This is a genomic window from Acidianus manzaensis, from assembly GCF_002116695.1.
GTDB classification, from domain to species: domain Archaea; phylum Thermoproteota; class Thermoprotei_A; order Sulfolobales; family Sulfolobaceae; genus Acidianus; species Acidianus manzaensis.
The window spans coordinates 286,860-299,663 of sequence record NZ_CP020477.1; the positions used below are offsets into that span (position 1 = coordinate 286,860).

At 30.8% G+C, this 12,804-nt stretch carries 14 protein-coding genes; 8 read left to right on the forward strand and 6 right to left on the reverse strand.

The genetic code is table 11. From position 1 onward, the window contains the following. Positions 1-292: 292 nt before the first annotated feature. The gene (soxB, locus tag B6F84_RS01135; protein WP_148690516.1) at positions 293-1,846 is read left to right on the forward strand and encodes a proton pump complex quinol oxidase subunit SoxB; all 1,554 of its coding nucleotides are present in this window, start codon (positions 293-295) and stop codon (positions 1,844-1,846) included. A gap of 58 nt (positions 1,847-1,904) precedes the next feature. Then, positions 1,905-2,159, forward strand: a complete 255-nt coding sequence (locus B6F84_RS01140; RefSeq protein WP_148690517.1) for a 50S ribosomal protein L13e — start codon at positions 1,905-1,907, stop codon at positions 2,157-2,159. Here the strand turns inward: B6F84_RS01140 and B6F84_RS01145 are convergent. Continuing rightward, entirely contained in the window at positions 2,140-2,577 is a 438-nt protein-coding gene (locus B6F84_RS01145; protein ID WP_148690518.1) for a MarR family winged helix-turn-helix transcriptional regulator, read from the reverse strand. The two genes, B6F84_RS01140 and B6F84_RS01145, sit on opposite strands and share 20 nt — an antisense overlap. Further along, complete coding sequence (locus B6F84_RS01150; protein ID WP_148690519.1) at positions 2,570-4,243, reverse strand: MFS transporter; 1,674 nt, start codon at positions 4,241-4,243, stop codon at positions 2,570-2,572. Before B6F84_RS01150 ends, B6F84_RS01145 begins: the two co-directional genes overlap by 8 nt. Before the next feature lie 369 nt (positions 4,244-4,612). On the opposite strand from B6F84_RS01150, the gene B6F84_RS01155 reads away from it, so the two are divergent. After that, positions 4,613-5,023 carry a hypothetical protein gene (locus tag B6F84_RS01155; RefSeq protein WP_148690520.1) on the forward strand — a complete coding sequence of 137 codons (411 nt, stop codon included), beginning with the start codon at positions 4,613-4,615 and terminating at the stop codon, positions 5,021-5,023. Here the strand turns inward: B6F84_RS01155 and B6F84_RS01160 are convergent. The 3 genes from B6F84_RS01160 to B6F84_RS01170 form a co-directional block, all read right to left on the reverse strand. Then, the gene (locus tag B6F84_RS01160; protein WP_148690521.1) at positions 5,020-5,331 is read right to left on the reverse strand and encodes a hypothetical protein; all 312 of its coding nucleotides are present in this window, start codon (positions 5,329-5,331) and stop codon (positions 5,020-5,022) included. The genes B6F84_RS01155 and B6F84_RS01160 overlap by 4 nt on opposite strands. Positions 5,332-5,406: 75 nt before the next feature. Beyond that, positions 5,407-5,886 carry a hypothetical protein gene (locus B6F84_RS01165; protein ID WP_148690522.1) on the reverse strand — a complete coding sequence of 160 codons (480 nt, stop codon included), beginning with the start codon at positions 5,884-5,886 and terminating at the stop codon, positions 5,407-5,409. An 84-nt stretch (positions 5,887-5,970) separates the two neighbouring features. After that, entirely contained in the window at positions 5,971-6,450 is a 480-nt protein-coding gene (locus B6F84_RS01170) for a PaREP1 family protein (protein WP_148690523.1), read from the reverse strand. A 128-nt stretch (positions 6,451-6,578) separates the two neighbouring features. Here B6F84_RS01170 and cbiG point away from each other — a divergent pair, with 128 nt between their 5' ends. The 5 genes from cbiG to cbiD are packed head-to-tail and all read left to right on the forward strand — an operon-like array spanning position 6,579 to position 11,046. Continuing rightward, the gene (gene cbiG, locus B6F84_RS01175) at positions 6,579-7,577 is read left to right on the forward strand and encodes a cobalt-precorrin 5A hydrolase (protein ID WP_148690524.1); all 999 of its coding nucleotides are present in this window, start codon (positions 6,579-6,581) and stop codon (positions 7,575-7,577) included. A 1-nt stretch (position 7,578) separates the two neighbouring features. Next, positions 7,579-8,244: a cobalt-precorrin-7 (C(5))-methyltransferase gene (locus B6F84_RS01180; protein WP_148690525.1), complete on the forward strand. Its 666-nt coding sequence runs from the start codon at positions 7,579-7,581 to the stop codon at positions 8,242-8,244. After that, positions 8,237-9,223: a precorrin-8X methylmutase gene (locus B6F84_RS01185; protein ID WP_236749001.1), complete on the forward strand. Its 987-nt coding sequence runs from the start codon at positions 8,237-8,239 to the stop codon at positions 9,221-9,223. The genes B6F84_RS01180 and B6F84_RS01185 overlap by 8 nt, the downstream gene beginning before the upstream one ends. Beyond that, the gene (locus B6F84_RS01190; RefSeq protein WP_148690526.1) at positions 9,220-9,984 is read left to right on the forward strand and encodes a precorrin-3B C(17)-methyltransferase; all 765 of its coding nucleotides are present in this window, start codon (positions 9,220-9,222) and stop codon (positions 9,982-9,984) included. Before B6F84_RS01185 ends, B6F84_RS01190 begins: the two co-directional genes overlap by 4 nt. A gap of 9 nt (positions 9,985-9,993) precedes the next feature. Further along, positions 9,994-11,046 (forward strand): cobalt-precorrin-5B (C(1))-methyltransferase CbiD, encoded by a 1,053-nt coding sequence (gene cbiD, locus B6F84_RS01195; protein WP_148690527.1) that lies wholly within the window; start codon positions 9,994-9,996, stop codon positions 11,044-11,046. Positions 11,047-11,299: 253 nt separating this feature from the next. On the opposite strand, the gene B6F84_RS01200 is transcribed toward cbiD, so the two are convergent. Continuing rightward, positions 11,300-12,802: a glycosyltransferase family 2 protein gene (locus tag B6F84_RS01200; RefSeq protein ID WP_236749002.1), complete on the reverse strand. Its 1,503-nt coding sequence runs from the start codon at positions 12,800-12,802 to the stop codon at positions 11,300-11,302. Between the last annotated feature and the right edge of the window lie 2 nt (positions 12,803-12,804).

A 12,804-nucleotide genomic window follows, 5' to 3' on the forward strand; every position in this document is an offset into this window, starting at 1 on the left:
ACTTCTTAGTAGAAAATTGGCAATTTTTCAATAATTAAATTATTTTCTTCCTCTGTAAAGATCATTGTTATTCTATTCAATACTTCAAAACTTACTTCTATGGTTTGAAAATTGTTCTATCTGGATAAATTATGTCTTCGTCTAACATTCAGCTAACTTCTAAAAATAAATATTCCTAGTTCTTTAACATACTTTTACAATAAAATCGATTATCATTTTAAGTATAAATATAAAAATATAACTATATTTTATTTCTTTAGTGAAAAAAGGGATTAAAAGAGGGTATGAGAAAATGAAGTTATATCCTAAATCTGAATTGGGAGTGACTTTCCTATATACTGCTGGCGCAATAGCATGGTTATTAGTTTTAGGAATTTCAGCATTATGGTTTAGAACAATTCTATTAAGTCCTCATATTAGTCCTAAGTCTGGATATGCTGTAGCTTCTTTATACTACTTTCTAGTTACTTTGCATGGTCAAGCTGGTATTTTTATAGTAGTTCCAGACTTAGCTTTAGCAATACTAGCTTATAGTCTTTATAAGAGTAACATGAGTATAATTCATTATAAGATTGTCACTTTAGGTTTTTACTTAATTAATATTCCTTTAATCTTTGAGTTTGCTGGTGGTCCTACAACTGGATGGTATATGTATCCTCCATTATCTTTGCAGGCTGCTTCGTGGATAGTATATGGTGCTATGAAGGATGCTAGCCTTATGATTGGATTAGCATATTTTATGATTATATTAAATACTATAGGTGTAATTATTTCTGGTTTAACAATGTTTTTCGATGGTTATAAGACTAGACCTAAGGAAACTAAGATTCCTATATTTGCTGCTTATGGAATGTCGTTTTCAGGTATGTTTATGCCTATAACTATTATTGCGTTGACTGCTTCAGCTTTATGGTATAGTTTATATTTCTGGGCTAATGTACCGGTAAATCCTTTAACTTGGGTAGTTCTCTTCTGGTTTTATGGTCATCCAGTAGTTTATTACGTACCTTTTCCAGTTTTTGGAGGGTTATATTATCTTATACCTAAATTTGCTAGGTCATCGTTGTTTAGCGAAAGATGGGCTAGATGGAATATTGCTTTACTGTTTAGTTTTGGTATGATTGCTTGGGTTCATCATTTACAAACTTGGCCTTTACCTATAGCTTTAAGAGCTTTCATAACTCCTACAACGCTAATATTAGCTGCAGGTTCTGGATTGACAGTGTTTAATTTGGGAATGACAATTTGGAAAGGTAAAGGATATAATTGGAAGGATCCAGTAGGTTTTGCTGCTATAATTGCGTTAATAGGATTTATCTTAGCTGGGCTGCAAGCGTTAATTTTGCCAATTAATCCATTAAATGTTATCGTTCACAATACTTACTATGTTGTTGGCCACTTCCACTTAATGATATGGACTATTATAGTCATAGGATTTATGTCGATTTTATTGGATGCGTTAAGAACTAAGATGGGTAATGCTGATTTTTCATCTTTAGCTAGGGGAATGATTGGAGGGGGAATTGGAATGTGGACTTTAGGAGCTTTAGCTTTAGGTTATACTATGAGTTATGCTGGTTATGAAGGACTTATTAGAAGATGGGTTGCTTATCCAGTAAAATTCTTACCATTCATGGAGGCTATGAGTTATTTCGCAGTTTTGATGGGTGCAAGTTTTGTAATGTATGCTATTCCTGTGCTATTTACTTTAATTCCTGTGAAGACTTCTGCGTTCTGGACTGGAGAGATTACTGCTCCAAGCAATATCTCTGGCATTATGCAAGTGAAACCAGCTGACGGAAATAAGAATGTTACGGATGAGTTTCACTCTCAAACTAAAAAATAACAAAGCTTTTTCTTCTTAAGCATAAGTTTTATATTTCATTTTTTATTTTTTTCTTCATATGGATAGACCTCAAGCAATTATTAAGAGGCCTACCTACTATTTTGAGTATTCTCATGAGAGAAAGCAAAATAGAGTCGGAAGAGGTTTTAGTTTAGGAGAATTGAAAAATGCTGGAATTACTTTGCAGGAAGCTAAAAAGTTAGGATTAAGAGTAGACATAAGAAGGAAAAGTATACATCAAGAGAACGTAGATTCATTAAAAAAGTATAAAGAAAGTTTGGGGAATCAAAAAGTTAGTCTTTCAAAGAGTTAATTTTTTCTAATATTTTTTCTAGATTGTTTATTGTTTCCATTATAAGTTCTGTATCTATTCCGTTGAGTATTTCTTCTGCTAATTGTAAGTATACTTCAATAGCTTTTTGAAATATTTTTATTCCTTCATCTGTTATTTTTACGTAAATTACTCTTCTATCTTGTTTGTCCCTTTCTCTTTTTACTAATCCATTTCTCTCTAATCTGTCTATTGCTATTGTCATAGCTGATTGAGTAACGTAAAATCTTCTTGAAAGTGATACCATAGTCGACTGTCCTTCAGTTAATGCTCTTAATACTAGAAAGTCTAGGTAGGTTAAGCCTATTTTGTCTAATCTTTTATTTAATTCTCTTTGCATTGCTCTATTTATTTTTGCAATATTACTGAACACTTTTACTTTTTCTTCATTTTTAAGCATTTTTAATCACTTCCTTTTCTTCTTTCTCTTCTGCAATAACTCTCTTTCCTCTTAGAGCTGAAGCTATTGCTGCTATAAATGTCATGATTCCTCCTATATAGAATGCATTTCTTAAGGCTCCCATAAATGCTGGTGCTATTGCTGTGGGGAACCAAGTTCTTTGTTCCATTATATGGATTGCTGTTGCTGGAATTAAATTTGACGGAACGTTAGCTAATAATGCCTTTACTGGATCATAACCTAAAAATGCTGCGAATAATGCTCCAGTAACTGGTACATTATGCACTAATGGAACTAGTTGAGGCGCTCCTGCATTTGTTACTGCAGTAGCTAATGCTGTTGGTAACGATGATTCTAATGATAGAATAACTATTGTAAAGAATAATGCTATACTAGCTGTTTGTCCTGCGTTTTGTAATGTTGATCTCATACCTGATGCAGTTCCTCTGTATTTTGCTGGTACTGAGTTCATAATTGACGCAGTATTTGGTGAAGCAAACATTCCGTTGCCTAATCCCATGAAAAATAGCATTAAGGCAAATTCTGTATAATTAAAATTATAAGGCAATGTTGTTAGTAATAGAAATCCTATTCCAACTATTACCATTCCTAATGTTGCTAGAAATCTTGAACCGTATTTATCTGATAACCATCCGCTAATGGGTCCCATTGCTACAAAACCTAGCATTAATGGTATTGTGTAAACTCCTGCCCAGAATGGTGTTTCAGAATAGGAGTAACCATGAAGTGGTAACCATATTCCTTGTAAGAATATTACTATCATTATCATTAATCCACCGTAAGCAAATGATCTCAATAAGCTGGCTATGTTTCCTGCTGCAAACATTCTGTTCTTAAATAATTCTAATCTAAACATTGGATATTTTACTTTTCTCTCAATAAAGACGAAAGATACTAAGAGTGCTGCTCCAGATATCATTGATGCCATTACGTAGGGATCTGTCCAACCTGTTTGTGAAGAACCATAAGGCATTAGCCCGTAAGTTACGCCTATGAGGAGGAGAATTAAGCCTAAACCGAATGCTGTATTTCCTGCCCAGTCTATTCCTTCTCCTTTTGATCTTAGGCCTAATTCTTTCAATTTAAGATAACTCCAGGCTGTTCCAAATATTCCTACTGGTACGCTTACTAGAAATACGTATCTCCAGTAGTATACTGAAAGAATTCCTCCTAAGATTAAGCCTATTAATGAGCCTGCTAGTGCTGCTATTTGGTTTATTCCTAATGCTTTTCCTCTTTCTTTGGCAGGGAATGCATCTGTTATTATTGCTGCACTGTTAGCAAATAGGAATGCCCCTCCTATTCCTTGTACTATTCTAAACGAAATTAGTTCTATTGCTCCTAAGTCTCCAGTATTTGGAGTGAGAAATAGTAAGATTGATCCTATTGTAAAAATTAGAAATCCTAAGTTGTATAGTCTTACTCTTCCATATATATCTGATAGCCTTCCAAAGGATACTAATAATGTGGCTGTAACAATGTTATATCCCATTAATATCCAAAGTAAGTATTGAAATGAGGTCAAAGGATTAATATCTATTCCTCTAAATATTGCTGGTAAGGAAATAATTATTATTGTTCCATTTATTGCTGCCATTAACACTCCTATTGTTGTATTACTTAGGGCTATCCATTTGTATTCCATAAATTAATAATCTGATGATTAAGTATTTAACTTTTTTCTTGTTAATGGTTTTATGTCCAATTTTGATGTTGTAAAAATGTTGAATAATTATATATTTTTATAATGTTGTATGGAAACTTTTAGCATGTTCAATATATTTTTAGTAATTGTATACTACTTTAGATAGAGATTTTGTATAGTATTTACAGCTTTGTTAGAAGTCTTATATAATCTAATACTGGAATCTTTATTTTGTTATCAGTCAAGTTTTTCTATATAGACTATATAGTTTATATAAGTTATATATGGAATTATATATTGTTTGATAATGATATATTCATTTCTTTTTCTAAGAAAAGCTTAAATTTGGTCGAATTAATATTATAATTTATGGTCACCAAGTTTTTATTTATAACTAAAGATAAGAAGTTTTATTTTGATGGAAAGAAGATTAAGGAGGTTAAAAGTCTTGATGATCTAAATGGAGTTAAGATTATTTTTGCTAGGCCTATGATTGTTTATGATATTGATAAGATTGGCCTAGCTTATTTTGAGGAAAATTACGGTAATCTAGTCGTAGGTGATTATACTGTTCAAAACTTGATTGACATTATCCTATCATATAATTTTATTGTATATGTAGATCATGGGAGTAAAAGTATATCTTTAATTTCCGAGAGTAAGGGAGGAGTAATAATTTCGCTCAATTATTCTGCTTTAGATTTCTTAAGGTATTTCTTCGCTAAGGTTCCTAAGGGAATTTTGCTGGAAAGTACTGATTTTGATTTTATAAATAATTAACAATACAGGATTTTATATAATAAGTCTGAATGTTTTCTATCTTTATGATTTAAAAGATGATAGTAAAAGTCTATTATATTACAAGATTTAAAGTTACATAATGGACATTGATATTTATTTTCTACTAGAAATAGTTCTATATTATTTATTACTGTACTTAAGTAATTTTGTTTTATTTTTTCTATATTTTTCTTCTTTAATGTAATAAGTTGTTCTATCATATAATTTTGTAATTTAGCTCTTGCATTTATATCTCCTAAATTTGACATATAAACTAATTTTTCCAAATCCATAATTTCATTTTTCATTTTTTCACCTCTTTTTAATCAAAGGCATGATATTTTTTATTATCAATATATTGTTGTAACGAAAATTTTTAAGCCTTATGGTGTTTTTCCAATCATTTGTGACGTTAATTCTTCCAAATATTCTTTATGGAAATAATTCAAATGATTATAAAAATGACTCGTAGACATCATTCTTCTATTGCAAACTGGACATCTCATTCCATTTTCTCTTAATATTTTTTGCAACTGTGGAAGAACTATTTGATTAATGAATGAAATAGCTACGTGAGAAAATTTTGTTGATTCTTCTATATCTTCTCTGAAATCTAAACCTAATGTAGCTAAATAATCTAAATCTTCATTGCTTATTGCTCTTAACTCGTATAATCGTTTAACTAAGCTTTTCTGATTTGAGTATACTTCTTTAGTATCAGTTGTCTCTAATTCCCAGTTTACTTCGTAACTAAAATTAATAGATACTTTAATGTCTCCTTTCTGTAATGTCCTAGGGCCTATTTTCTGAAATCCTATCATCATTAGTGCTTTAAAAAGAGTTAGCCTCCTAGAGCTGTTCATGATTATTATCTTACAATTATCAGTTTTAAGGTTTTGTTTTATTTTATGCTTTTAACTTATAAGAAAAATTGAAAGGAAAATTTTCTAATTAGAATGATTATTTATCAGATATGGTCTTAGTTTTTGTATTAAACTCTTTAAATTCTTTTCTCTTATTTCAAAGGAATTTTCTTCTTGGGGTCTTGGATGAAATTCTCCATGAAGCTTTTCAGCATTCGAAAAATTTATTATTAATTCCTTATCATTTGTTTTATATGATAAAAAATCAATTAGAGAAAAATAGTCTTGATAAGTAACTATTTCCAGATCCATTATTTCTGCTACTGCTTGCATAATCAATGATAAGGCTTTCCAATAATATTCTCCTGCGTTAATTAGATCTCCTCTTTGCTTTAGATCATCCCCTAACTTTAGATATTCATCAGATATTGACAAGACTAAATTGTTTTTTTCTTTTTGATTATCTATATTTCGTATAACAAGTTTAATTATTGTATTAGTTACATCATCATTAATTTTTTCTAAATACTCATATAGAGAATCTGGAATTTTAACTTCTTTCATCTTAACTAACTTGTTTTTGTATGTTATAAATTTTTTCTTTTCTTTACATTTTTAAACTAATAATATAGAAGAAGTGGAAAGGATCTTAAAAAGAAAAGTATAAAAACCAAGCTGGATAAGATATCCAAATGTTAGAAAATGTTTGGAGAGGCATCGCAATAATATATGCTTCGAACAGAGATTCAGCAGAAAAAATTTATAGGATATTGAGGGAAAATGGAGTTCCTTCCTCACTATTTCCTTTTAATCAAGTTGATTTTGATAACGTTTGGAATTGTTATGATGGAGTAATCTTTGTAATGGCTTTAGGAGGAGTAGTTAGAACAATTTGTAAATATGTAAATAAGAAAAATTTGGATCCCCCAGTTATAGCTATAGATGATTCTTTAAATTATGTAATTCCAATTTTAGGAGCCCATTGGGGAGCCAATGACATAGCAAAAGAAATCTCAGAAGTGCTTAACTCTCAGTTGATTATTACTACCGCAAGTGAATTGAAAGGCGTTACTCCCATAGAATACTTTGCTAAGAAAATGCTTTACAAAATAGAAAACGTTGATGGTGTAGTCAAAGTAGATTCTACGCTGGTAAAAGGAGGTAAAGTATGCATTTTAGGAATAGATAAACTTCCAAATTTAAATGGAAACTATTCAAATAATTTAGATGAAGACTGCGAATCTATTGTTCTTATAGATAATGCAGAAAACGAAAAATTAAAAGGAATTAAGAAAATTGATCTATTACTTAAACCCATTCAACTTTCCATAGGTATTGGTCTTAAAAAGGAAGCTAGCAAAGAAAAAGTAAAGGAAGCTATTTATTTTGCTTTACATAAACTAAATTCAAATTTAGATAGAGTTAAAGTAATTTCTTCAGTAAAAGAGAGAGTAAGTGAAGTTTCTAAAGAATTAGGTAAGCCATTTAAACTTGTAAGTATAGATGAATTGAATTCGTTTTATGATCCTTGCCTCTCTCCTCAGTCTGAGAAATTAAAGGAAATAGGAATTAAAGGTGTAGCAGAAATTTCTGCTTTGATTGCAGGAGGGAAGGATAGCACGCTCTTAATGAGAAAAATCCCTTATGAGGGAGAAGTAACTGTGGCAATAGCTTCTTATGAAGGTGATTAGAATGATTTACGTAATAGGTGTAGGACCTGGAGATCCAGAATTAATAAGTGAAAAAGCGTTGAAAATAATTAATAAGGCTGAAGTAATTACTGGTTGGAAGAGTGTAATTGAGAGATTTAATTTTGATAATGAGAAGAAAAAAGAGGTAATTCCTTTAAATTATAAGGAAGAAAAAAATCTTCTAGAAATAGTATTTGAAAAAGCTAAAAACAAGGAAGTGGCTTTTCTAGATCATGGAGATCCTTCAGTCTCTGATTTTGAACTTATGAGTAAATTAAGGGATTTATCTAGAAAGTATAATGTAAAAATTTCTTTTATTCCAGGCATAAGCTCTGTCTTAGCTTCTTTAGCTTACTTAGGAATTGACTTATCTAAAGTAATTTTCATTACATATCACGTTAGAGGACCTACTGAAGATATTAAAAAATATTTGAATTGTGGTAGAGATTTACTCATAATTCCTTCTCCTTATCCTGATGGAGTTGTATCATTAGCTAAAGAGTTAGAGAAGAATGGATGTGGAGAAGGTAAAATTACAGTCATGCAAAAATTAACTTATCCAGACCAAATAATAAAAGAATACAAAGTTAAAGAATTATCCAACAGCAATGAGAAATTTTCTGATTTAACTATTGTATATGTTTCTTGTGGTGATAAAAATGAATGAAGCAATAGTTATCATAACTCATGGATCTAGAAGAGGAACTTTCGTTGAAGATATGCAAAACGTAGCTGAGTTTTTAGAGGATAAACTATTGAGAGAAGTTATTCTTTCTCATAATGAATTTACTGAACCTAATTGGAGAAACGTATTAGACGAATTAACTAGTAAAGGAGTCAAAAAAATAGTGTTCTCTTTAGCTTTTCTGGGCAGAGGAAATCATATAGCAAAAGATATAATGGGGTCTTTAGGTTTAGAAATGGAATTTTATACATGGAAGAAAACAAATTGGAAAGGAAAAGATATAGAAGTTTACTTTACTAGGCCATTAGCAGATTCTAACTTAGTAAAAATCGCTTTATTATCTAGAATTTCTAGGGCATTTAATGAAATTCATGTAGATGCTGTAGAAGATCCTTACGAGATAGAAGACAGAACAATGAACATTATCAAAGAAATGATAAAAGATAAAGTAGAAAATAAGAGATACTTAGAATTATACGCTAGATCAGTTTACGCTACTGGAAATCCTGACATAATAAATCATATATACATTTCTGATAATTTTCTAGATTCAGCAATTGAAGCATTAAGAGGAGGAATAGAAATATTAGCTGACATAAAAATGGTCTCAGTAGGAATTAGGTGGAAAGTAAGAACTTTAATTGACGATGAAAGAACAAAAGAATTATCTAAAAAACTTGGAATAACTAGGGCTGAAGCATCAATATCTTTAGGATTAAAAGAAGGATCTTACGGAATAGTTATAGGCAATTCACCAACAGCAATCTTAGGATTACTAAAAGAAGAAGCAGAAGTGCCTTTTGTTATTGCTACACCTCCAGGTTTTACTAATGCGAAAGAGTTAAAGGAGGAATTAATAAAGAGAAAACAGTATCCTTCCTTCGTAGTTAAAGGAAATTTAGGTGGAAGTAATATTGCAGTTTCAGTTATGAACGAAGTAATTAGGGAGGCTAAACAATGAATAACGAGGAGAAAAAAGAAGGAGGAAAACTATACATAGTTGGAGTAGGTCCAGGAAATCCAAGAATAAGAACTTTAGAAGCAATTGAAAGCATTAAGAAAAGTAATGTTATTGTAGCATATACAACTTACGCTGAATTAATAAAAGATCTTACTGAAGGGAAAGAAGTTATAACAGCAAAAATGAAAGAAGAAATATTCAGAACTAAAGTATCAGTAGAGAAAGCATTAGAAGGAAATGTAGTTAGTTTAGTATCAAGTGGAGATCCTCAAGTTTATGGAATGGCTGGATTAACTTTAGAATATATTTGCAGAAAAGGTATAAATCTAGACGTAGAAATTGTGCCTGGAGTTACCGCAGCTAATGCAGCTGCTGCTAGATTAGGTTCTCCGCTTTCCCTAGATTACGTAGTTCTAAGTTTAAGTGATTTGCTAATTCCTAGGGAAGAGATTTTACATAAAGCTAAAATGGCTACTTTAGGAGATTTTGTAATAGTACTATATAATCCTATAAATAAGCCTTTATTACTTGAAACAATGAAAATAATTAGAGAAAATAGAAAAGAAGATACTCCAGTTGGAATAGTAAAGAAAGCATATAGAGAAAACGAAAAAGATATTATAACAAATTTGAAAGATTGGGAAAAATATGTTAACGAAATAGACATGATTACTACAATCATAGTAGGAAACTCTAGGACATTTGTATGTAATGGAAAAATGATAACACCGAGAGGATATTCTAATAAGTATGAATTCTGATTTTTAACTATGAGTGTTATTGAGACTTTAAAGAGGTTTGGAATAACTACTGGAGCTACTGCTGCAGCTGGAGCTAAGGCTGCTACAATTATGTTATTACAGAACAGAAAAGTTGATAGAGTAGTTATTCCTACTCCAATAGGATTAAGAATAGAAATACCAATAGATGATGTTAATAAAATTGAAGAGGAAAATAAGGAAGAGGCTTGCGCTAAAGTAACCAAATTTTCTGGAGACAATCCAGACGTTTTAAATAACTTAGAAATAATTTCATGCGTTCAAAGAAGCCAATCCGATATTCAAGTTTTCGGTGATAATGGAGTAGGAAGAATAACTAGACCAGGATTAAGAGAAACTAATGGTTATGCTATAAGTCCTACTGCAACAGAAATGATAATTAATGCAGTAAAAGAAGTAACAGAAAAAGGAATAATAGTCAGAGTAAAAGTTCCTAATGGAGAAGAAATTTCTAAGCATACAATGAACCCATTAATTGGAATTCAAGGAGGCATATCAATCTTAGGAACTACTGGTATAGAAATGCCAGTAAGTGATGAGGATTTTATAGCTCATATTGTAGCTGAATTATGCTATTTAAAGAATAAGACTGATCAAGTAGCTTTAGCATTTGGAAATACTAGCTTTGAAATAGCTAAAAAGTTAGGATATGAAACAGTAAAAATAGGAGATAGAGTTGGAGATTCTATAAATTCTGCCATAAAAGAAGGATTCCAAAAAATTGTATTAGTAGGACTTCCAGGAAAAATGACTAAAGTTGCTGCAGGAATTTTCAATACTCATCACTCTTACGGAGATGCTAGGATTGAAACTATTACTTTTGCTTCTGTTTTAGCTGGTATATCAAGAGAAAAACTAGAGAAAATTTCTCGTTCTAAAACCGTATCTGAAGCTTTATCTTATTTATCTTTTGAAGAAAAGAAAGAAGTTATGAAAATAATTGCAAACAGAATTTTAGAAAGACTTAACGTAAATTGGAAGGCCAATTTTACTGTCTTGATATTTGATGAAAAAGGAGAAGAATTAGCTTCTGCTAGTAAGTAAACTACTCAGCCCTTAATGACGAAGCATCTCGCGATGAGGATTTCCTGCTTCTTTGAGGAAACTTGCTGTACACCACCTCACTAGGTGATATACAGTAGAGGTTTTCCCTCCACAGGCAATCAGGCAGTCCCAACACTCATCAGCTAGCTCTTACAGCCAAGCAGGGCTAAACAAATAATAATTTTCTTAAAAACTTTCTATAAGGGGCTATTCATCTCACTGACTTCCGCCCCTTAACCACAATTTAAGTTAATTATTTGCTAACTATTTCTGTATATTTTGGTTTCTCTATGTTATAAGTCCTGCTAGCTAATATACCTCCTAGCAAGAATGGAATTTGGTACGTTGACCAAAATATATTTACTATGATAGCTGCCTTTAGTATTATAGACGTAGAAGTTAAGTACCATATTATTCCGAGGATATCACTTAAACTTAATAATATTATAAAAATTAAATGTGGTATTATAAGTTTGAAATTTCTAGATACTACACCTTTAGGAGTTACTTTAAATGGAATCTTTCTTCTAAATATCCACGATATAAAAGAGAGTGTTATAGCATAAAACTCCAAATATTCTACCACTTGGTGATAATAAAATCCTTTCAAACCGTATTCTCCTTTCTCTTTTACAGAGAAAGAAAACAAGACAATAGTTATAATTAGATAAGGAATATATAACAATACATAAAGAATGGGATTTATTTTAACTATTGGAATCCTTAACGAAAGAAATATAATAGGAGATATGAATTCTAAAATAGTTATAGGACCTTCTTTAACCCAGTATAGAAATCCAGAAAAATAATCAAAAAATTGAGAAAAGCTAAGATTACTTTTCAACATTTCTCCAAGCAATTGAAAATATCCAAAGGACCATCTTGACTGTTGAGTTAGATAAGCAGACAAGTCTTCTGGAGGCTCACCATACCAAATGAGACCAACATCAGCATATACTGTTTTATATCCTTTTTCATTAAGTTTTATTGACGTAGCAGCATCTTCTGTTATACTATATTCTGCAAAATAACCTACATCCTTAAGTGCTGATATTCTGAATACTGAACCAGAACCTAAAGAAAAAGCTGAATAACCAGATCTACCTCTCATTATAATTCTAAGGAATGGCTCTTGTTGGTATTTAGCTCCTTGAGCTATTTTGGTATACGTTTCTGTATAATTTTGAGGTATCTGCACTAATGCTACTTTAGGATCGGAAAAATAAGGAATTACTTGTTCAAAGAATCCTTCTAATGGTCTTTGATCCGCGTCAAATATAGCTACTAGATCAAATGAATCCTCAATTTTCTTCAAAGCTTCATTAATTGCACCGGCTTTAAAACCTTTTCTGTTTTCTCTATGAAAATAAATAATATCATTTTTCTTGCAAAAGTTCTCTAATTCTTTTCTTATTTCCTCATTTGTAGAATCGTCTAGTAAGAATACTTTACCATATTTCTGAGTAACATTTTTTACTGAAATTAAGGTACTTTCTACAATTTTAGGATCTTCATTAAAAGAAGTAACAAAAGAAGCTATTCTATAATTTTGAATTTTTCCTGCAAGAGGCATATAGTATTTTTTGGACCTCTTTGATACTGAATAGTAATTAATAAAGATAAAAAACCCTACTACCATGGAAAGCCATACTCCAAAAGCTATCCAAACAGTTAGCAGATTTACGTAGGTAAAGTAAGTAAATATAACAGAAATTATAACAGGAAGAACAAATAATAATAAGTTAGATAATTTCATTA

Coding starts and splice junctions, on each gene's coding strand:
- B6F84_RS01140 (WP_148690517.1), top strand. CDS start 1,905: ATGGATAGACCTCAAGCAATTATTAAGAGGCCTACCTACTATTTTGAG.
- B6F84_RS01180 (WP_148690525.1), top strand. CDS start 7,579: ATGATTTACGTAATAGGTGTAGGACCTGGAGATCCAGAATTAATAAGT.
- B6F84_RS01200 (WP_236749002.1), bottom strand. CDS start 12,802: ATGAAATTATCTAACTTATTATTATTTGTTCTTCCTGTTATAATTTCT.
- B6F84_RS01165 (WP_148690522.1), bottom strand. CDS start 5,886: ATGAACAGCTCTAGGAGGCTAACTCTTTTTAAAGCACTAATGATGATA.
- B6F84_RS01145 (WP_148690518.1), bottom strand. CDS start 2,577: ATGCTTAAAAATGAAGAAAAAGTAAAAGTGTTCAGTAATATTGCAAAA.
- B6F84_RS01170 (WP_148690523.1), bottom strand. CDS start 6,450: ATGAAAGAAGTTAAAATTCCAGATTCTCTATATGAGTATTTAGAAAAA.
- B6F84_RS01150 (WP_148690519.1), bottom strand. CDS start 4,243: ATGGAATACAAATGGATAGCCCTAAGTAATACAACAATAGGAGTGTTA.
- cbiD (WP_148690527.1), top strand. CDS start 9,994: ATGAGTGTTATTGAGACTTTAAAGAGGTTTGGAATAACTACTGGAGCT.
- B6F84_RS01155 (WP_148690520.1), top strand. CDS start 4,613: ATGGTCACCAAGTTTTTATTTATAACTAAAGATAAGAAGTTTTATTTT.
- B6F84_RS01185 (WP_236749001.1), top strand. CDS start 8,237: ATGAATGAAGCAATAGTTATCATAACTCATGGATCTAGAAGAGGAACT.
- soxB (WP_148690516.1), top strand. CDS start 293: ATGAAGTTATATCCTAAATCTGAATTGGGAGTGACTTTCCTATATACT.
- B6F84_RS01160 (WP_148690521.1), bottom strand. CDS start 5,331: ATGAAAAATGAAATTATGGATTTGGAAAAATTAGTTTATATGTCAAAT.
- B6F84_RS01190 (WP_148690526.1), top strand. CDS start 9,220: ATGAATAACGAGGAGAAAAAAGAAGGAGGAAAACTATACATAGTTGGA.
- cbiG (WP_148690524.1), top strand. CDS start 6,579: ATGTTAGAAAATGTTTGGAGAGGCATCGCAATAATATATGCTTCGAAC.